The sequence below is a fragment of the Myxococcus faecalis genome (assembly GCF_050039385.1).
Taxonomy (GTDB): domain Bacteria; phylum Myxococcota; class Myxococcia; order Myxococcales; family Myxococcaceae; genus Myxococcus; species Myxococcus fulvus.
Window position 1 is genome coordinate 10,643,886 of sequence record NZ_CP144336.1, and the last position, 19,319, is coordinate 10,663,204.

18 protein-coding genes are annotated in these 19,319 nt (G+C 69.5%); 10 read left to right on the plus strand and 8 right to left on the minus strand.

Annotation, left to right across the window (positions count from 1 at the left end):
- Positions 1 to 144 precede the first annotated feature (144 nt).
- Positions 145 to 786: a hypothetical protein gene (locus VZQ01_RS42170; RefSeq protein ID WP_223748755.1), complete on the minus strand. Its 642-nt coding sequence runs from the start codon at positions 784 to 786 to the stop codon at positions 145 to 147.
- A 507-nt stretch (positions 787 to 1,293) separates the two neighbouring features.
- On the opposite strand from VZQ01_RS42170, the gene VZQ01_RS42175 reads away from it, so the two are divergent.
- Entirely contained in the window at positions 1,294 to 2,388 is a 1,095-nt protein-coding gene (locus tag VZQ01_RS42175) for a helix-turn-helix transcriptional regulator (RefSeq protein WP_426746479.1), read from the plus strand.
- A gap of 49 nt (positions 2,389 to 2,437) precedes the next feature.
- Here the strand turns inward: VZQ01_RS42175 and VZQ01_RS42180 are convergent, their stop codons facing one another.
- Complete coding sequence (locus tag VZQ01_RS42180) at positions 2,438 to 3,136, minus strand: iron-containing redox enzyme family protein (protein WP_426746480.1); 699 nt, start codon at positions 3,134 to 3,136, stop codon at positions 2,438 to 2,440.
- A gap of 76 nt (positions 3,137 to 3,212) precedes the next feature.
- Complete coding sequence (locus VZQ01_RS42185; protein ID WP_223783193.1) at positions 3,213 to 4,031, minus strand: GNAT family N-acyltransferase; 819 nt, start codon at positions 4,029 to 4,031, stop codon at positions 3,213 to 3,215.
- Positions 4,032 to 4,302: 271 nt separating this feature from the next.
- Here VZQ01_RS42185 and VZQ01_RS42190 point away from each other — a divergent pair, with 271 nt between their 5' ends.
- Positions 4,303 to 4,896, plus strand: coding sequence for a hypothetical protein (locus VZQ01_RS42190; protein ID WP_223748759.1), 594 nt, complete (start codon positions 4,303 to 4,305; stop codon positions 4,894 to 4,896).
- 27 nt (positions 4,897 to 4,923) lie between these two features.
- On the opposite strand, the gene VZQ01_RS42195 is transcribed toward VZQ01_RS42190, so the two are convergent.
- The 4 genes from VZQ01_RS42195 to VZQ01_RS42210 all read right to left on the minus strand — a co-directional run bounded on the left by VZQ01_RS42195 (position 4,924) and on the right by VZQ01_RS42210 (position 8,978).
- A complete protein-coding gene (locus tag VZQ01_RS42195) occupies positions 4,924 to 5,844 on the minus strand; it encodes a hypothetical protein (protein WP_223748760.1) in 921 nt (306 codons plus the stop codon).
- Between the two features lie 229 nt (positions 5,845 to 6,073).
- A complete protein-coding gene (locus tag VZQ01_RS42200; RefSeq protein WP_223748761.1) occupies positions 6,074 to 7,663 on the minus strand; it encodes a caspase family protein in 1,590 nt (529 codons plus the stop codon).
- Positions 7,660 to 8,430: a hypothetical protein gene (locus VZQ01_RS42205; RefSeq protein WP_223748762.1), complete on the minus strand. Its 771-nt coding sequence runs from the start codon at positions 8,428 to 8,430 to the stop codon at positions 7,660 to 7,662. Before VZQ01_RS42205 ends, VZQ01_RS42200 begins: the two co-directional genes overlap by 4 nt.
- The gene (locus VZQ01_RS42210; RefSeq protein ID WP_223748763.1) at positions 8,427 to 8,978 is read right to left on the minus strand and encodes an RNA polymerase sigma factor; all 552 of its coding nucleotides are present in this window, start codon (positions 8,976 to 8,978) and stop codon (positions 8,427 to 8,429) included. The genes VZQ01_RS42205 and VZQ01_RS42210 overlap by 4 nt, the downstream gene beginning before the upstream one ends.
- 994 nt (positions 8,979 to 9,972) lie before the next feature.
- Between VZQ01_RS42210 and VZQ01_RS42215 the strand changes: the two genes are divergently transcribed.
- Together VZQ01_RS42215 and VZQ01_RS42220 are read left to right on the plus strand one after the other, a co-directional pair.
- Complete coding sequence (locus VZQ01_RS42215; RefSeq protein ID WP_426746481.1) at positions 9,973 to 10,680, plus strand: NADPH-dependent F420 reductase; 708 nt, start codon at positions 9,973 to 9,975, stop codon at positions 10,678 to 10,680.
- 136 nt (positions 10,681 to 10,816) lie between these two features.
- A complete protein-coding gene (locus VZQ01_RS42220) occupies positions 10,817 to 11,077 on the plus strand; it encodes a hypothetical protein (RefSeq protein WP_223748764.1) in 261 nt (86 codons plus the stop codon).
- 15 nt (positions 11,078 to 11,092) lie between these two features.
- On the opposite strand, the gene VZQ01_RS42225 is transcribed toward VZQ01_RS42220, so the two are convergent.
- Positions 11,093 to 12,382, minus strand: coding sequence for a glycosyltransferase (locus VZQ01_RS42225; RefSeq protein ID WP_426746482.1), 1,290 nt, complete (start codon positions 12,380 to 12,382; stop codon positions 11,093 to 11,095).
- A 267-nt stretch (positions 12,383 to 12,649) separates the two neighbouring features.
- Here VZQ01_RS42225 and VZQ01_RS42230 point away from each other — a divergent pair, with 267 nt between their 5' ends.
- The 6 genes from VZQ01_RS42230 (at position 12,650) to VZQ01_RS42255 (ending at position 19,319) form a co-directional block, all read left to right on the plus strand.
- Positions 12,650 to 14,371, plus strand: a complete 1,722-nt coding sequence (locus VZQ01_RS42230; RefSeq protein ID WP_426746483.1) for a Hint domain-containing protein — start codon at positions 12,650 to 12,652, stop codon at positions 14,369 to 14,371.
- A 118-nt stretch (positions 14,372 to 14,489) separates the two neighbouring features.
- Complete coding sequence (locus tag VZQ01_RS42235) at positions 14,490 to 14,939, plus strand: GNAT family N-acetyltransferase (RefSeq protein WP_223748784.1); 450 nt, start codon at positions 14,490 to 14,492, stop codon at positions 14,937 to 14,939.
- Between the two features lie 237 nt (positions 14,940 to 15,176).
- Positions 15,177 to 15,842 (plus strand): hypothetical protein, encoded by a 666-nt coding sequence (locus tag VZQ01_RS42240; protein WP_223748767.1) that lies wholly within the window; start codon positions 15,177 to 15,179, stop codon positions 15,840 to 15,842.
- Positions 15,843 to 15,963: 121 nt separating this feature from the next.
- Positions 15,964 to 16,455 carry an NfeD family protein gene (locus VZQ01_RS42245; protein ID WP_426746484.1) on the plus strand — a complete coding sequence of 164 codons (492 nt, stop codon included), beginning with the start codon at positions 15,964 to 15,966 and terminating at the stop codon, positions 16,453 to 16,455.
- Positions 16,455 to 17,570, plus strand: a complete 1,116-nt coding sequence (locus tag VZQ01_RS42250) for an SPFH domain-containing protein (protein ID WP_223748769.1) — start codon at positions 16,455 to 16,457, stop codon at positions 17,568 to 17,570. The genes VZQ01_RS42245 and VZQ01_RS42250 overlap by 1 nt, the downstream gene beginning before the upstream one ends.
- Before the next feature lie 246 nt (positions 17,571 to 17,816).
- Positions 17,817 to 19,319 (plus strand): ATP-binding cassette domain-containing protein, encoded by a 1,503-nt coding sequence (locus tag VZQ01_RS42255; protein WP_426746485.1) that lies wholly within the window; start codon positions 17,817 to 17,819, stop codon positions 19,317 to 19,319.

Genomic DNA, 19,319 nt, shown 5'->3' on the forward strand with positions numbered 1-19,319 from the left:
TTCCTTCCAGAGGTGGAAACACACCTTAAGGAGCCCCCTGGCGCTGGGTCAATCCACGGTGAGCGAGCCGGTGCACCCGCCCCGAGCGCCACGCGACGCACCTGCTCCGCGCGTCGCATGGCCACCGCTACGCGGTACTTCGACTCAGTGGATGTTGAGACACCCGTCGCTCAAGTCGACGCCACCGAGCACCTCCACGGGCTCGACGGGGATGATCTCCAGGGAGTCGAAGGACTGGTCCTCGCGGCAGACGCCCCGCGCCAGGTTGAAGCCGGGCTTCAGCGCCTCCAGGTTGGTGACGAGCCCCCTGTTGCGCAGCCACGCCAGGACGTCCTCCGTCACCTCCGGCACGTAGAGCACCGCGTGGTGGATGGAGAGTCCCTGGAGGGCCTCGTCGTCATCCAGGTCCATGACGCCATCACCGTCCACATCGTCGTAGACAGCGAAGTACCCCGTGCCCAGCAGCCCGGGATTCAAGTGGTTGAGGGCCGCCGTCGGAGGTGCGTCCTCCAGCGTCAAGGTGAACGCCCCAGGGACGCTCCCGGTCAGCAGGCGGTTGCCCTGGGAGACGATGACGTCCCCCGATCCCATCCAGTTGTCCCAGGCGATGGTCACCTTGCTGCGACCCGAAACCATCGCGGGCTCCAACGACGTCACCTGCCCGCTCAAGGTGTAGCCCTCGGACTCCTCCGTCGAAGGTCCCGGCTTCTTCTCGGCGTCATCTCCACAAGCGGTGAGCATGGACGCAGCAAGGCCCGTCGCGACAATTGCGATGTAACGGTTCATGGATTGCTTTCGTGATGGCGCAGTGGCGTTCGCGCCGCGCGGCCACTCGCCAGGAGACACTCGACGACATCCGAGCACTGCGCGGCTGAGCGCCTCTCTAAAGAAGCGCTGGCACCACCGCAAGCACGTAGAAGCCCACACGCCGACCGTAGAGGTTGCGCCTCAGGCGACGGGGCCATCAGCGAGCAAGAAGAGAGCGCCCGCGACCACCGCGACGACCTTCTCGAGACCAGGGACGAGCACGGGCGCGAGCCGAGGCGTGGTGGTGCCATCACGCCCCGATTCATGCGATGACGCTTTCAACGAGGAGGGGCCTGGTTGCCTGTGCGCCGCACCAGTCCGCGGACTCCATGCACTGAGTCGTCTTTGACTCGGCATACACCAACGCCCATCGAGGCCTCCTGTCCATACCACTGCGGGGTGAGGGACAGATTTACAGCCCGGACTTATGTATGGATGAAGGACATGCTGGCGCACCCCACGGGGTGGCCTGACCAGGAGGAGTGGATGTTCAATCCGACGGACTTCAACACTCGAGAGCTCGTGGTCCGGGACAACGCAATCATCGCGCTCGGCAGCCAGCGCTCCGTTCCGAAAGCCCTCGAGGCGAGCCGCACGTCGATGCTCGAGTTCGTCCAGGCCGACGCCATGGCGCTGTGCCTCATGCGCCTTGCGCCCACGCTCGACTTCCGCTGGCACGTCCCCGGCCACCGCATCCCCATCCTCGAGGAGTATGCCGGCCTGGTCGACCATGACTTCCTCCGGGACCCCATCCTCGCCAAGCCCGGCGTGCCCATCTGCGATACGCAACTCCTCTCACGCCGGGACTACGAGCGCACCCTCGTCTATCAACGCAGCCGGGAGCTGGAGCAGCCCCTGGAGCACATCATGGCCGTCCTCGTGCCCATCCGCCCGGGCCTCGTCGGCGCCCTCGCGTTCTACCGGCACCAGCGCTCGCCCTTCCCCGACCAGAGCGTCACCGCCCTCGCCAGCGTCACCCGGCACTTCGCCAACACCCTCGGCAACTGCCAGGACTTCCAGGACATGACCGCCGGCGCGCAGCTGCTCCAGGAGCTCTACCAGCGCGACGACTCCGCCTTCATCATCCTGGAGCCGCCCAGGCGCGAGGTGTTCCGCTCCCAGCACGCCACCCATCTGCTGGAGCGCTGGTTCACGCCGTCGGAGCTCCACGCCTCCGGGCTCCCGTTCGTCTTCAAGGAGCAGCTGGACACCCTCATCCGGATGACCCCGGACGAGCGGCTCGGCAAGAACCTCTGGGTCGTCAATCATCCCGACGGCTACCGCACGTGCCGGTTCATCGAGCTGCCCGCCAATGACGCTCCTCGCCAGTGGGCCCTCCTCTTGACCGAGCTCCCCCACTCCATCCCCCTTCCCCTGCACATGCAACGCGAGCTCACCACCCGCGAGCTCGACATCGCGAAGGGCGTGCTCCGCAACTGGTCCAACGGGCAGATCGCCGACGACCTCAAGATCTCCGACCAGACGGTGAAGACCCACGTGCGCAACCTCTTCGGCAAGCTGGGCGTCGACGACCGCGCCGACTTCCTCTACCAGCTCGCCCTCCTCAGCAAGCCGGTGTGACGCGCCCCACCGCGAGTCGGAGGTGCCTCCGACTCGCGGGCGCGGAGCGCTACCTCGCGAGCTCACCGCCCTGACGGAAGATGCGCGGGTAGACGCACCGCGCGACCCGGGCAGAGAAGAGGATCGCCTCCTGGTCCTCCAGCTCCGTCAGCCCCGCGAAGAGCCGCTCCATCTCCGCCACGTGGTCCCCGTCCAGCGCGCCGTGGCTGCGCAGGAACGTCACCGACTTGCGGATGTTGGGGATGGTGGACAGCTCCCGCAGCCGCTCGGCCCACAGGCCCGCCCGCGTCTGTGACAGGTACTCCAGCACGTACGCGGTCCCCAGCGCCGCCGTCGCCACGCCCGCGCGGGAGGTGAAGAAGTTCCACCCCGTATACGCCTCCACCGCGGGGCTGCGCGCCGCCGACTCCACGGCCTCCTCGGAGCACCCCAGGTTCTTCAGGTCCGACAGCAGCCACCGGTCGTGCCCCCGCTCCTCCTCGCCCTTCTGGATGAGCAGCGTCGCCAGCTCCGGGAGCCGGCCCTGCTGCCTCAGCCGCACGCCCGCCTCCGCGAGGATGGGCGTGCTCCAGCGGGCGTAGTGGTACGTCTGGATGAGGAAGTGGATGTAGCCCTCCTTGTCGAGGGTGCCCTCGAGGAGGCTTCGAGCGTCGGGCTGCGCGTCCACCGCCGCCACCAGCCCTCGCGCCTCCGCGTCCAGCGCCGCCAACCAATTCGCTCCCACGTGATTCTCCGTCTGGGTGTGCACGTACGTCTCCTGTCCGGTGCCCCTGGGGCTCCCGGTCGCTGCGTGTTGAAGGTGAAGGGAAAGGAACCGCGACCGCCTAGGCGGCCAGGCTCACGCCGTGCTCCAGCGCGTGGAAGCGCGCCAGGGAGTCCGTCGGAATCTCATCGAGCGCCATGACGAGCGGCAGCGTGAACCACTGGAAATACGTGTCGTAGAGGGGCTCGGCGATGAAGCGCGCGCCCATCGTCCTGGCGAAGAGCGCGGGCGCCCGGGGCAGCCGCAGCCCGTCCCACTGCCCCTGCGCCGCCCTCGCCCGCTCCTCGGGCGTGTAGAAGGGGCTGCGGGGACGCGCCGGGGCGCGACACGTGTCGGGGATGGAGACGCGCCAGTGAGGGCTCAGCCAGCCGCGGCGCGCCGCCACCCGCCAGGCGAGGCGCGCGTCCTCGGCCGAGTCCGTCTCCAGGTTCGCGGACGCAATCCAGTGCGTCACGCCGCGCCGCCGGCTCTCCGCGTACATGCCCGCCTGCAGCCACGTGACGGCCTCCGAGCGCCGCCACTGGGGCAACACACAGAAGCGCGAGGGCTCCGCGACCAGCCTCCCCGGCTGGAGCAGCCCCGAGAGGTCCACCCGCTGCTCCATCTCGAGCCCCACCTTCCCGCCCAGGTTCGCCGCCACCTCCGCGTTGGGCAGCGCCACGCGCATCGTCGCCACCGGCTCGTCACCGGCATGGACGAGCACGTGCACCGTGGTGTCGAGCGTGTCGACGCACGTCACCTCCCGCCGGGACACCGCGGACTGCTCGGACAACAAGCCCAGCTCTCCGCCGAAGACCGCCCAGCGGATGCGCGCCACGGCATCGAGTTCCTTCTGGGTGGCGGCGACACACCAACGCCAGCGCCCGTGTCTGCACGTCATGGGTACCCCTCCTGGTCACGAAGAGGGTCGGTGTCTCACCGCCCTCTCACGTCCTTTCGTGACGGGAGACCCGAGTTCGACGGCGGAGGAGCGCTGGCGCACGTGGGTGCGCGATATCACCCGGGCGGATTCATCCCCGCCCAGTCGTTCTTCATCCCCCCCGCAGGGGTTGCCACCATCCACGTCGAGTCATCAGCCCGCGCCGCACCCGATGCGGGGAGACATCTTTCGATTTCTCTCCCCGAGAGCCCCCACTTAAGGTGCTTCCTCCATGAGCCCATCCCGCCCGTCCCCCGCGCCCAGGTCCAACAACAAGGTGGTCCTCTTCGCCGGCGCCGCAGTGATGGTCATGGCGGGCGCCCTGGGAGCCGGGGTCATGCTGGGCGGGTCAGGTGGCTCGGCCGGAGACAGTGAGGAGATCGACGTCGGCGCGCTCCAGGAGATGGCCGGCATCCAGGCGCAGCTGGGCTCCCTGAAGCTCTGCAAGGTCCAGTACGGCGTTCGAGGACGGCGGATGAAGTCGGGCTCGCACGAGTCCGTCTGGGTCAGCGCTTGCGAGCAGGACCGGTTCACAGGGGCCCGCATCGACGTCCCCACCGAGCGGCAGGTGCAGCACGTCACCTTCGACCTGGAGCGGACCTCGGTCTCCGAGCCGTGGAAGATCCTGGTCGACAAGAACCGGGTTCCCTTCCCCGACCTCCAGCGCGCGCTCGAGCAGCTCGCCCCGCTCCTCCGAGAGAAGACGCCGGAGGCGCTGACGCGCGCCATCGAAGAGCGCGCGGCAGCGGACCGTCGGCGAGAGGAGAGCGAGGCCGCGGAGCGCGCCCGCCGGGAAGCCGCGAAGGACTCCTATCCGCGGCAGTGACGGGCGCGGGCCCCCGCGGTCGTCACCTCAGGGCGTGGTCACCACCGGGCAGGGCCACCAGGACGGCGGCGAGGCCCGGTCATCCCAGGTGCCATCCCAGTAGTCCTTCAGCATGTACACCTCCGTGTTCGCCACGGAGCAGAAGCGCTCGGGGTGGGGATTCACGTACAGCACCTGGTCATTGCGCGAGATGGAGTGGATGAACGTGCCGCACCGCTGGGTGCTCCCCACGGGCGGAGGCCCCACGGTGGAGGCTCGCACCGTGTCCAGGAGGACTCGAGCGTTGGGCTCCTCGCAGGCGAGCTGCTGGAAGGCCTGGTTCGCCTCCAGATCCATGTCCAGGTCCACCCTGCGCGTCTTCACGGTGCACTCCGTCCCTTCTTCCGTGTAGTGCAGCGTCACCACGGAGTACCCCTGGGGGATCTCCGGGCAGTCCGGGAAGTCGAAGCGGTAGAGCGGGTGGAGCGCGCCCTCGCGGTACAGGATGAAGGACTGCTCCGTCGAGTCCGCGCTGAAGCCCGACTGGAACCCGACGACGATGTCAGGGCTGGAAGTGGCCTCGTTCGACACCCGGTCCAGGGTGCCGTTGCCGTTGCCGTCCACGTAGGCCATCACGTAGGCCATGCCCAGCTTGGAGCCCTCCTCTCCAATCAGTGCCGCGGGATCCGGCAGGCGATTGAGGGACATGCTGAAGGTGTTGGGGAAGTGGCCGTTGACCCTGACGTCCGCGTCGGGGTGGTGGTACGACGTCTTCGGGGCCAATCGCTGGCACCGGGCGAGGCCCTCCGGGTACGTCCGCTGGACCATGCAGTCCACGACGACCTTGGGCCAGACATCCCAGAGGAGCGACGCGCGAATGCGGTCGGAGTTCCCCAGGTCGAAGGTGGAAGAGGCGCGCAGCGTGCCCTCCAGCGTCAGCAGGGCTTCGTCCTCCGCCTCGTCTCCCATGACACCACCGCATCCCGTCAATGCCAGTGCAAGCAGGCTCCACTTCCAGAAACCGCGCTCCCGCATCGTCGTCATATGGCCTTCCTCTCGGACCCGGGCGCAATCCCAGGTCACGTGACAGGCATCAGCCGGCGAACCCGCGCGCCCTCTTCTCGAAGCGCTCGCGCCATCCAGTCGATGCGAGCAAGGAGACGCGTGGACGGACTCACGTGGGACATGCCACCCACGCTCACAGCCCCCAGGTGCAACCCAGCATCAACTGTGGCGCGAATTGCGTCCTGAGCTTCTCGTCCTCGCGCATCAGCGCGACATGGCCGCCCAGCCGGGCGAAGAGGCCCGTGCGCGCGCTCACCGGGACCTCCGCGGAGAGCGCGGCGAAGGTGGCCGCGCCCGCGCCCGTGCGTGTCCGTCGCGTGGGGAGGCCCAGCTCGCGGCGGCGCTCCGCATCCGGGCTCGTCGCGCGCTGAGCCAGGCCCAGCACACCGAGGCCCGCGTGGGCTCCCATCCAGACTCGCCCCACCGAGCCCGCGAGGCCCAGGCCACTCCACAGCCCCAGCTCCACCTGCTCGAATCGCTGCGCGTTCGTTGCGCCCCGGGTGCCCCCCAGGCTGAGTCCTCCGAGGAAGGACAACCCAAGCCCACCGGAGCTCTCCCTCGCGAGCAGCACTCCCACCTGAGGCCCCCACCCTCCCAGCTGCGTCGACGAGCGGCCCGCGCCCACCGCCGCCTGGAGCCGCCAGTTGCTGGACTCCAGGAGCGCGCCCTTGCGCTGGTGCAGGGCCAGCGTGCGGACCTCCAGCGACGCGGGCTCCAGGCGCTGCTTGTCGCCCCAGGGCAGGTACACCTTGCCGTAGAGCACCTGGGGGCCTCGCCGCACCTGGACCCGATAGCGACCCGCTGGCAGCGCGACGCGCACCGGCTCTTCACCTCGGGGCTCCACCTCCGCCATGACCTGCAACGTGCGCTCGTCCACGAGCACGACGCTGTCTCCCACCCGTGGTGGCAGCTCGAGCTGCGCGTGGGCCCGCGAGAGCGTGGTGAGGAACAGGTCCCCTTCTCCCGCGAGCTGGCTGGACAGCTCCGGGTGCTGCACCGCCGCCGTGGAGGCGTGCGAGCCCGCCAGGGTGCGGTGGTAGACGTGGCCATAGGCCTCCGTGAGCGAGACGCGGCCATCGGCGTCCACGTCCGCCGCGCCCCTCAGGCCTGAAATCAGGTGGTGCGTGAAGAACGAACCCCGGAGGCTGTCCGACTCCTGCGCCACCTCGTGAGCCCCCGCGGATGCGATGAACACGCGCCCCTGCGGTCCCACCTGGCGGAGGAAGGAGATGTCGAACGCGGGCGCGGACTTGAGGCCCTTGGAGCGGCCTCGCACGAGCGCGCCGCTGTGACAGGCGTCCAGCACCGCGACGGTGACGGTGGCGGGGACCTCCGACAGCAGGCGTTGCAGCTCCGCGAGCGGGAGCGCCTCGCCGCCCATGCGCAGGGCCGACTCGTCACCGTGGCCCGAGTAGAAGAAGAACAGCAGCGTGCGCTCTCCGGCGCGCCGCGCCTCCTCGATGCGGCCTCGCATCCGCGCGAGCCCGAGCTTGAGATTGGAGACGGACTCCCCCCGCAGCAGGAGACGACGGTCCTCGGGGACTCCGCCGAGCTGGCCGAAGACGGCGTCCATGCGCTCGGCGTCCTGCTGGGCCCAGCGCAAAGGCTCGTCCGTGTCCCGGCCCAGGTTGTGGCCCACGCTGATGGAGAACCGGCTCTCCGCGCTCGCGACGGAGGTAACGACCAGGGCGAGCAGGACACCGAAGCGCAGCACCGTCCTCATGGCAGCTCCTTGGGGAGGACGTGGACGGTGTGGCGGGTGCCAGGGAGCGGCGAGGGTGACGGGGGGAAGGCCGTCTCCCTCGCCGCGTGCTCCAGCCAGCGCTGGACGGTCTGGGGCGATGGAGCACTCGGGGCATCGGAGGCGAGCACCACCACCAGCGCCTCCTGTTCGGGGGCGGCATCCAGCTCCAGGCTCCCGGGCAGCACCCATCGGCCTGGCCCCATGGACAACGCGCCGCCGGTGGCCTCGAAGCCCTGGAGGGGTGTGACGCGGCCGCGCTCGCTCAGCGCCAGGACATAGAGCGCGCCGCCGTTGACGTCCTCCACCTCCACCCGGACCCGGTCTCCGGGGCGCAACACCACACCGGGCCCCTGCTCGAAGACCGCGTCACCTCGCTTGACGAGCACTCGCGCGGTGAGCCCGCCGCGCACGCGAACCTTCTCCACCTCCTCGAGGGTGACGAGCCGGGGCAGCACCGCCGCGAGCACGACGCCGAGCACCAGCACGGGATGGCTCCAATGCCAGGGCCCGCGCCAGCGGCTCGGACGCGGGGTCTCCAGTCGGGCCCGCACCGGGCCGAAGGGGCGCACGAGGGCGAAGGCGGCCTTCTCGGCCTGGCGCTCCCGCAGGTGCGCCGCGAGTTCGGGCGAGACGCGCGCCGCCTCTTCCACGCGCCGGGCCTCTTCCCGGGAGAGCTCGTCACACAGGTAGCGCTCCAGCAGGAGGTCCGGCACGCCCGGGAAGCGAGGGATGGAGGTGGGGTTCATGCGGGGGCCGTTCCCTTTCGAGGCTCGGTGCGGGGGGCGACCTCCAGGAGTCGCCGCGCGGTGTCGAAGAAGGTCTGCAGCTTGCGCTGCACCGTCTTGCGGGAGACGTCGAGCAGCGTGGCGATCTGCTCCTGCTCCAGCTCGTCGATGAAGCGATGGGCGACGATGCGCTGGACGTCCTCCGGACAGTGCGCGAGGACGCGCCTGACCAGGTCCGCGTCCACCAGAAGCCGCTCCAGCGCGGCCTCCGGCGATGCGCGGGCCTCCGGAAGTGGCGCCAGTCGAGACAGCGCATGGGTGGCCTCGGTGCGCCGGCGGCGCAGCACGGAGAAGCATTGTCGGTCCGCCACGGTGAGCAGCCACGACAAGGCGGAGCCCGCGGCGCGCAGTTGCTTCAGGTTGGAGTGGACGCGCAGGAAGACCTCCTGCGTCGAATCCCAGGCCAGCGCCTCATCGCCGAGCAGGCGCAGACACCGCCGATGCACGGCTTCGCCATAGCGACGGTAGTAGCCCTCGGTCTGCTCGACCTCGTTCGCCGGCTCGCGCACGCACGGACCTCACCCTGGGCCGATTGCCGCCCCCGTCGTCAGTCTCGCCCGGCACGGGCGCCAGCGGGGGCACGTCCCGCCAGGCGAGACGCATGACCCTCATTCCGTGGGACATTTCCCGGGACATTCATTCCCAGCTTGACGGGGAGACGGTCGACACGCTTCGGCGAACGGGACGCGCGACTGGGGGGGCACTCTCCGCCCCCCTCTCACAAGGACTCACGTCACGTGCATCACAGAGGGTCAGGCCCCCCAATGCATGGCGTGCACGTGTAGCGGATACCCGAGGAGCAGTCTGGGTATGGGATGGAGCTGGTGGGACAGAAGCCCGCCCGACACGGGAGCTGACAGGTGTACCAGTACGTCGGGGCAAGATCTCCTTGCGAGACGAGGTCCTGGATGGGGGCCTCGGGGGTGAGAGGTTCCGGGGCCTCCGGACCACCGCAAGCGGTGACCCACAGCAGCGCGCACGACAGCAACACGATCTTCTTCATGCATCCTCCGTGACGAGGGACTGCGCTGGGACTGCGGGAGTGAGCCCAGCACATCCTTCACGGAACCCCAAGCCGGTGGGCAACGCACGGCCTGGGCACCGACGGAGGGAAGGCGACGCCTCTTCCCATGAGGAACGGCATCCTGCCTCCCTGGCATCTCCGTCCCCTGGTTGATTCGAGGGATCGCGCAGCAGCGCAGGGGGCAGGAGATCGTTTTCAGAGGTCGGCTCCGCCCTTCCCCTCTGTCGGGCAGCCTCCACGTCCATTGGTCTGGGCGCTGGCGCGCCTTGAAACACAGGCATCGGTCCGCCCGGCACGATTGCCCCGCCTGTCATGTCGTGGCGGGGCAGGCAGTCGCCTCCCGCCAGACTCCGTGCGGGACAATCCGACTTCGCGAAAGATGGATTTCTTCCGGGCAGGCGTCGGAGGAGCTGGTTATCAGGCGTGCCCCATCGGTCGGGAGCCCGCATGGCCGGCTCCCCTCCTTCCAGGAGGCACACATGAAGATCGGCATCATCGGAGCGGGCCACATCGGCGCCACGCTGGCGCGCAAGTGGGTGAAGCTGGGCCACCAGGTCTCCCTGGCGAACTCGCGGGGACCGGACTCGATTCGGGAGCTCGCGGCGGAGATCGGCGCGACGGCCGTCACGGCGGCCCAGGCGGCGAAGAGCGGCGAGGTCGTGGTCGTCACCATCCCCCAGCGCGCGGTGATGGACCTGCCCAAGGACCTCTTCCAGGGCGTGCCCGCCGACGTGGTCATCATCGATACCGGCAACTACTACCCGACCCGGGACGGCGCCATCCCCGAGCTCGAGCAAGGCAGGACGGAGAGCGTCTGGGTCAGCGAGCGGCTCGGCAGGCCGGTGGTCAAGGCCTTCAACAACATCTACTCCCAATCCCTCGCGGACAAGAGCCAGCCTCCGGGCACGCCCGGCCGCGTCGCGCTCCCCGTCGCCGGCGCCCCCGAGGCCAAGGCGAAGGTCCTGCGCCTCATCGACGAGCTCGGCTTCGACCCGGTCGACGCCGGAGACCTCGAGGGCTCCTGGCGCCAGCAGCCGGGCACGCCCTGCTACACCCAGGACCTCGACGCCCCGAAGCTGAAGGCCGCCCTCGCCGCCTCCGACCGCGGCCGCATCCCCGAGTACCGGAAGGCCGCGGATGACGCGGCGAAGCCCTTCTTCCTCGCGGCGGCCCAGCGAAAGCCCTGACGCGCGTCGGGAAGAAAGCACCGCCGCCCGCAGCCAGCTTTCTGCGGGCTGTGCGTATCCATGGTGGACCGAGGCACTCGCGGCAACCGGCACACGGTCCGCGAGCGCCTGGCGGCTGATCAGTCGCTGGAAGCAGGTGACCCTCCTCAGCAGCAGCCAGCCGTGGAAGGTCTGGAACGAGTCCGGCAACAGCTGGTGCAACTGGCCGTCGCCTTCGACCGCCGGCTGCGACACCCACTCGGAGTGGTCGAGCATCGTGCTGGATCCGTCGACCCGCTTCCTCTTCAGCAAGTCGAAGGGCCTCTTCGGAACCCATACCGACGTGTATGAGCTCTCGAACCTCTCGGCGCGGCTCACCGGCGGGGATCGCGTGACGTTCCGCTGGGTCCAGGACTGAGCGGCGCCACCGCGCTCACTTCGACAGTCGCAGCACCGCTTGCACCGCGCGCTCGGTTCCGTCCACGCCCTCCAGCGAGGACGCGAGCGCGCGGGCCCGGGTCGTGACGGCGGACTCCAGGAGCCGGGAGAGCGCGCTCGCGACGGAGGAGGCCTCCAGCGCCGAGGGAAGCACCACGCTCCCCACGCCGAGCCGCTCCACGCGGCGCGCATTCGCGAGCTGATCCCCACCGAAGGGAATCACCACCATGGGGCGACCCGCGGCGAGCGACTCCTGGACGGTGTTGTTCCCGCCGTGTGTCACCACCAAGTCCACGCGCCGCAGCAGGGGCACCTGGGGCACCTGACGGAACACGAGCGTGCGCGGGCCCGCGCGTCGCTCCAGCCGCCCGAAGCTGGCGCCCGCGCTGACGACGGTGTGGACTTCGTGTCGCGCCAGTCCGTCGAGGATGGCGTCGAACACGCGGGGCTGGCCGTTGAACACCGTCCCCAGCGACACGTACACGTGGCGACGTCCGGGCTGGAGGGAGCGCAGCGCGGGGTCGTCCTGGTCCGCGTCCCGCGCCCGGGGAAGACAGGGGCCGGTCATCTCCACGGGCCCCGTGAGCGGCTTCAGCCCGGGCTCCAGCTCCGGAAGGGTGGCCAGCAGGTTGAGGTCGTCGGAGATGGGCGCGGAGAGCAAACCGCCAGGGCGCAGGCGCACGCCCAACGCGCGCGCATCCCTGGCGACCCGGGCATCGAACCACGCGCCGAGCGCCTGGGTGGCCTGCTCCGCGCGCGCCCAGGTCTCGTCGCGAGGCGCGTCGTCCGGCAGGCCGCTGCCGAAGGGAGACGCACCCTCCACGGGGAAAGGCAGCGCGGAGTGGTAGAACGCCGCGTAGGGCCGCCTCGTCAGCCGGGCCGCGAGCAGCGCCGCGGGCATGAGGTAGTCGCCGAGCACCACGTCGATGCCGGACGCCTCGATTTCCCGGGCGAGGTGGCGGGCCTGCGACTTCATCCCGGCGGTGAACAGACGCAGCGCCAGGGCCAGCTCGTCGACGCCCCGAGCGTGCGGAATACGGGCGCCGTACCAGAGCATGGCGGGTGCGGGCTGGAGCCGGATGAGCCGCAGGCCGTCGCGCTGGATGGCCTGGGGCAGCGTCGTCGCCACGCGCAGGGGCTCCGGCCAGAGGTTCGAGAAAGGGAGCGGCGGCGCGGCGAGCGCCATCGCGACGTCGTGCCCCAGCTCGCGCAGCCGCACGCCCATGGCGCGCAGGGCGTTGGTGTGGCCCGCCGTGGGGTGGGCCGCCATGAGGATCTTCGACATGGGGGACGCTTATCACCGAGCTGTCCCACCGTGGAAACCCCCATGTCGCCTCGTGGGAAACCACCAGGCCTCCTCGCCCTTCCATGCCTCCAATCGATGTCTTTGTTTTGTTCGGAACCTTGCGGGACCCTGACGGATATCAATGAATAACAACTCTTGATATGCCTTTGCCAATCCCTGTCATTCGCCCCACGTTCCTCCCCAGGGACGGACACGCGTGCACTGGCACGGCCGATCTCACCGCAGTCCCACCCCCAGAGGTAGACCATGTCACGACGTCTTTGCAGACATGCTGCTCCCTTGTCGTTGCTGCTCACCGTGAGCCTCGCCCTGGCTGGATGCCAGAAGGAGACTCCCCAGGACTCCGGGCAGAGCCCCACCGAGGCGCCGGGCTCGAACGAGCTGCGCCCCGGAGACCTGTCCCAGGTGCGAGCACTGGCCGCGAGGCACGGTGGTGTCGTCGCGCTGGACCTGTCCGACGAGGCCCAGTACCGCTTCCTCCGCGCCCGGGTAGCGGCCGCGGGAAAGACCCCGGAGAAGTATCCCCAGTTCTTCGCCATGCTCCAGTCGGTGCGCGAGCGTCACGCCGCGCGCAGGCAGGGCGTGAGCGCCCAGGTCTCCGCGGAGGCCCCCAGGGACCACTTGATCGGCAAGGTCATCGTCGGGCCGGACGGGAGGACTTTCGAGGCGACGGCGTTCTCCACCGTGCAGGGAGGCGCGGACTACAGCTTCCTGGACGTGGTGGTCTGGGACGAGACCCAGCAGAACCAGGTGTCTGACTATGGATGGGGCGAGGTCTATGCCGATGGGCGCAAGCTGTGGGCCCGCGCCACGGGAGTGCTCCCGCTGCCCCGGGATCCGCTGCTCTATGTCGACTCGGCCAGCCTGGTCTCTTTCGGTGGCCAGGAGTACGTCCTCTACAAGTCGGCCACTGTCTCGCCGTCGCCGGGCTGCGACATCATCCACCCCAGGGACCTGGCACCCGCCGCGAGGCCGGACAACATCGTCACCATCTGCCTGCAGCGCAACAACGGCGATTGTGACTACCCGCTGGTCAACTTCCAGCAGGTGCAGATTCCGCTGAAGGGGACGATGACCTTCCCCTTCCCGGTGACGAGCATCAACAACACGCCGGGCACGTACGCCAAGCTCGTCGAGGAGAGCGGTGGTCCTCGGGAGATGGCCTTCGGTACCTTCTTCAACTGGCTGACCATCAACCCCTCGGACCCACGGCAGGTGCAGTGGGACATCCCCCAGAACCAGGGCGTCTTCACCGGGGTCTTCTTCCAGCCCTACGAGGACGTGGACCTGTTCATGAGCATCGACGTGACCATGAACCGCCTGGGGAGGCCCACGCAGGTCACCAAGCAGTTCTCCTCGTCGCCCACCTTCACGCCGAGCATGGTGTGCATGCCGAAGATCCAGATCTCCTACAGCTGTCTGGCGGCGGGCACCCAGGTGAAGCTCGCGGGAGGAAAGAGCGCCCCCATCGAGCGCATCGCCCAGGGAGCCCGCGTGGTGACGGACGGCTCGGGCCAGGCGCTGCGTGTGGCGGACACGACGGTGGGCACCGAGAGCATCGAGATGGTCCGCCTCCGCGACGACGTGGGCCATGACCTGCTCTTGACGGGCACCCACCCGGTGATGACGCCGGACCGCGGGGTGGTGTGGGCGGAGGAGCTGAAGGTCGGCAACCGCGTCCTCACCGACTCGGGCATCTCCACCCTGGTGAAGGCGGACCGCGAGATGTTCGCGGGTGCCGTGCACAACCTGAAGCTCGACCGGAGCTCGCTCCAGGAGAAGCGCGAGGCCAAGGGCAGCACGCTGTACGCCAACGGCTTCCTGGTCGGCGACGTCACCATGCAGCGCGCCTACGAGTTCAAGGACCGGGCGGCGCTGACGGCGGAGCTGCTCGCGCGGCTCCCCGCGCGGTGGCAGGTGGACTACCAGAGCAGCCTGAAGGCGGGGACGCTCCCCTCGGGCCGATGAGGACGTGAGGGCGGTCGCGATCGGGCCGCCCTCCCCCACCTTGCATTCCAGTCATCGCGAGCGGGGCCGCGAGCTACACTCGCCGCGACACCCGACTCGTGGAGGCTGGACCCTCTTGATGCACCTGCGCAACGTCACGGACGAAGACCTCCCCCTCTTCTTCGAGCACCAACGCGACCCGGTCGCGCTGCACATGGCCGCCTTCCCGTCCCGGGAGCGCGAGGCCTTCATGACGCACTGGCGCACGAAGGTCCTCCGCCCCGAGAACGTCACCCGCACCATCGTCGTCGACGGACAGGTCGCCGGGTACATCAGCAGCTGGGAGCAGAACGGCGAGCGGCTCATCGCCTATTGGATTGGCAGGGAGCACTGGGGCCGGGGCATCGCGACCCGCGCGCTCTCGGAGTTCCTGACGGTGGAGCCGACACGTCCGCTGCACGCGTGCGTCGCCGTCCACAACGTCGGCTCCGTCCGCGTCCTAAAGAAGTGTGGCTTCCGCGCGGAGCCCCAGGACCACCCGCAGGTCGTGGACGGCGTCGCCGAGCTCTTCATGACCCTGAGCCCGTAGCCACGACGTTTCCAGACAGCCCTTCGTCCGAGGTCCTCGTTCGACCTCGGACACGCGCGCGCCACACCCCGCGAGGCTGTCCGCGCAGCAACGCTCGACTCCTGAGAATCCCTGTCACGCCCGTGCGCGGTGCCTACCGTCGTCGTCCGCTCGGCTCTCGCCCCATTCCTGGCGCGAGTCGCTCCGGAGGGCGGCATCGGCCCATGTCGCCCCGTCATCTCCCGACGAGGAGGACCCATGTCGTCGCACGGCCTCAACCGCTTCGCCCTTCCCTTCCTGTTCATCCTCGCGTCCGCCCTGCTGTTCCCGTCGCCGGGCCAGGGCGCGGAAACGCGCTACGCCTCCCGCAAGCCCGCCCCCTGTGGCGTCAACCGCGAGCTGTACCTGGGCACCTACAAGGGGCGCGTGTTCAAGGAATGGCAGACACCCCTCACCGACGCGCAGCTCAAGGACCCGCTGGTCCGCATGGCCAATGACGCCCTGCTCAAGAACAACTACACGCTCACCGTGCGCTTCCACCGCGATGAGCGGGGCGCCTACTGGGCGGACACCCACGTGCAGTTCGACAGCCTGACCCCGGACACCGCGGGCCCCAGCCACAGGGACACCAGCGACTACGTGCTCGACCTGGAGCGCTCCCCCGCCAAGGTGGAGTTCATCGTCACCCGCCGCCCCGCCAAGTCCTACCCCGTCCGCCCCCAGGAGCCACCCCGCACCGTCGGAATCGAGAAGACCACCTCCCACTCCAAACCCCTCCAGCACACGCTCGTCTTCAAGGAGACACTCGCCCTGGAGGCCCTGGACTGCGACAGCACGGGCGTCCCCCAGCGACTGCTCTTCACCCGGACCGTCGGCGGCTATCAGCCCATCGTCGAGACGCGGGAGCTGTTCCGGGTGAAATAGCCTGGAAAGGTCCGGCGTTGAGGGGACGCGGCGCCTTTGGCCCTCTCAGTCCTGAAGGACGCTTTCGTCCCGGCCGACCCCCGTTTGACAGGGAGGGGAATCGACTGACAAAGAGACCTTCATGGACCTGTTCCCCTCCGCATGGCAGCTCTGGGTCGCCGCCGCCCTCGTCTTCGGGGTGCTGGAGCTGAAGCTGACCGGCTTCGGGCTCGTGTGGTTCTCGGCCGGGGCGCTCGTCGCCTCGCTCGCCGCGGGCCTGGGGCTGACCTTCATCGTCCAGTTCGGGCTCTTCAGCGCCGTGGCCATCGGGTTGATCACCGCCTCGCGCACCCTGTTCAAGAACGTTTTCATGCGGGATGCCTCGCACTTGAAGACGGGCATCGAGGCCATGGTCGGTCAGGAGGCCGTGGTGACGGAGGCCATCGACGCGCCCCACGGGGGCACGGTGCGCATCAACGGCGAGCTGTGGATGGCCCGCTCGCTGACGGGCGCCATCCTCGCGGGCGAGCTGGTCACCGTGGAGCAGGTCGAAGGACTCAAGCTTTGGGTGCGCCGCCCCTCGGCGACGCTGTCATCGGTTCCCCCCGGGGAACAGAACCAGGAGAAGCGCTGATGGACGCAGGGACGGTCGTACTTCTACTCGCCGTGGTGGGCGCGCTGGGCTTCCTGCTCTACACCTGCGTGCGCATCGTTCCCCAGGCCAAGGTCATGGTGGTGGAGCGTCTGGGCAAGTTCCACGACGTGGCCACCAGCGGGCTGAACATCCTCATCCCGTTCATCGACAGCCCCCGCCCCATCGAGATGCGCACGGGCAACCGCTACATGCGCAGCACCATGGTGGACCTGCGCGAGCAGGTCATGGGCTTCGAGACGGTGCAGGTCATCACCCACGACAACGTCAACATGGAGGTCGGCTCGGTCATCTACTACCAGATCGTCGACCCCGCGAAGGCGCTGTACCAGGTGGAGAACCTGGCGCTGGCGATCGAGCAGCTCACCATGACGAACCTGCGCAACGTCATGGGCGGCCTGACGCTGGACCAGACGCTGACCAGCCGCGAGACGGTGAACACGCGCCTGCGCATGGTGCTGGACGAGGCCACGGAGAAGTGGGGCGTGAAGGTGACGCGCGTGGAGCTGCGTGAGATCGAGCCGCCCCAGGCCATCAAGTCCGCCATGGCCAAGCAGATGACCGCCGAGCGCGAGCGCCGCGCCGAGGTGACCAAGGCCGAGGGCGACAAGGCCGCCGCCATCCTCCAGGCCGAGGGCGAGAAGATCTCCCGAATCCTGCGCGCGGAGGCCGAGCGCGACGCGGAGATCGCCCGCGCCGAGGGCCACAAGCGCGCCACCATGCTGGAGGCCGAGGGCAAGGCGGAGGCCACGCGCCTCACCTTCGAGGCCATCCACAACGGCCGCGCCACCCCCGAGGTGCTCGCGCTGCGCTACATGGAGACCCTCCAGGAGATGAGCAAGGGGGACAACAAGATGTTCATCCCCTACGAGGCCACCGCCACGCTCGGCGCCGTCTCCGCGCTCAAGGAGGTCTTCTTCAAGGACGAGGAGGCCGCCAAGGCGAAGGTCCCCGCGCAGCGGCAGGTGCCCACCGCCGCGGCCCTCAGCGCGCAGGCGATTGCCCGGGGCAACGTGCTCTCCGAGTCCGCCACGCTCGCCGGCGTCCCCGCCGTGCCGCCTCGGCGCCCTCGCCCGCCCACCGAGCAGGACGAGTAGCCGCCGCTGTCTGGAAGGCTTCACGCCCGCCGTCGGAGCTGGACGGCGGGCACGTCGGGGTTGCAATCCACCCCGGCGAGCGTCATAGATTGAAGGCACGCATCCACCGGAGGGCCTGACAACCCCTCCCTACGCGAGGTCGATTCACCCTTGAGGCAGAACCGCTGAGTCCCAGGTCGTTCGAGTCGTCATCGCGCTGAGCCGCCTCGTGCGTGCTCGCGCCCTGGATTCAGGAGTTCGCCTCATATGTCATCCCTCCGCGCGCATCGCGTGTCGTACGCCTATTCCGACGCTGTCACCGTCCTCGCCGAAGTCGACTTCCACCTGCCCGCGGGCTGGACGGGCCTGGTGGGCGCCAATGGCGCGGGCAAGTCCACGCTCCTCCGCCTGCTGGCCGGAGAGCTGACGCCCACCGAGGGGCATCTCCAGTTCGAGCCGCCCTCCCCCACCCTGCGGCTGTGCCGTCAGGAGGTCGAGGCGCTCACGCCCGACATCACCGAGTTCGCCGAGTCGTGGGACTCGCTCGCGCGGCGGCTGCATGGACAGCTGGGCCTGGACGTCTCCGCGCTGGAGCGCTGGTCCACGCTGTCACCGGGAGAGCGCAAGCGCTGGCAGGTGGGCGCGGCGCTCGCGGCCGAGCCGCACGTGCTGCTGCTCGACGAGCCCACCAACCACCTGGACGCCGAGGCCCGGGCCTGGCTCGTCTCCGCGCTCAAGCGCTTCAAGGGCGTGGGCGTGGTGGTGTCACATGACCGGCCGCTGCTCGAGTCACTCACCACGAACACCTTGCGCGTGCACGGCGGCGACGCGCGGCTGTGGCCCGGGGCCTACCTGGCGGCGAAGCAGCACTGGGAGGCCGAGCGTGAAGCCGAGCTGGGCGCCTATCAGCAGGCCAGAGCGGAGCAGAAGCGCACGGCCCGGATGCTGGACCAGGCCCGGCGCGAGCAGGCCTCCGCGGACGCGGCGCGCAGCACCCGCAAGCGGCTCAAGGACAAGAACGACAACGACGCGCGCTCCATGGGCGCGTCCGTCGTCGCGGGCTGGGCAGAGAACCATGCGGGCCGCCGCGTGGGCATCCTCCGCCGGGAGCTGGAGCGGGTCAGCGACGCGGTGGGCGAGTTCCACGCGGACAAGACGATGGGCCGCTCCGTCTTCGTCGACTACGTGCGCTCGCCCAACCCGTGGCTCATCACGCTGGACGTGCCGGAGCTGCGCGTGGGGGACGTGCCGCTGCTGGGTCCGGTGAAGCTGTCGGTGGGCCGCGAGGCGCGCGTGCGAATCGAGGGTCCCAATGGCGCGGGCAAGAGCACCCTGGTGCGCGCGCTGCTGGAGAACACCCGCGTGCCGCGCGAGCGCATCCTGTACCTGCCGCAGGACGTGGGCGCCGAGGAGGCCCGGGCCACCCTGGACGCGGTGCGCGCGCTGCCTCCCGAGGAGAAGGGCCGCGTGCTGTCCCTCGTCGCCGCGCTCGGCGTGGACCCGGAGCGGCTGCTCGGCTCGGAGCAGCCGTCCCCGGGTGAGGTGCGCAAGCTGCTCATCGCGCGGGGCCTGGGTCAGCACGCCTGGGCGCTGGTGCTCGACGAGCCCACCAACCACCTGGACCTGCCCTCCATCGAGCGACTGGAGGCGGCCCTGCGCGAGTACCCCGGCGCGCTGCTGCTGGTGAGCCACGACTCCACCTTCGCGCGCGCCTGCACCAGCGAGTGCTGGCGCGTGGAGCACGGACAGGTGGAGGTGACGAGCGGGTGA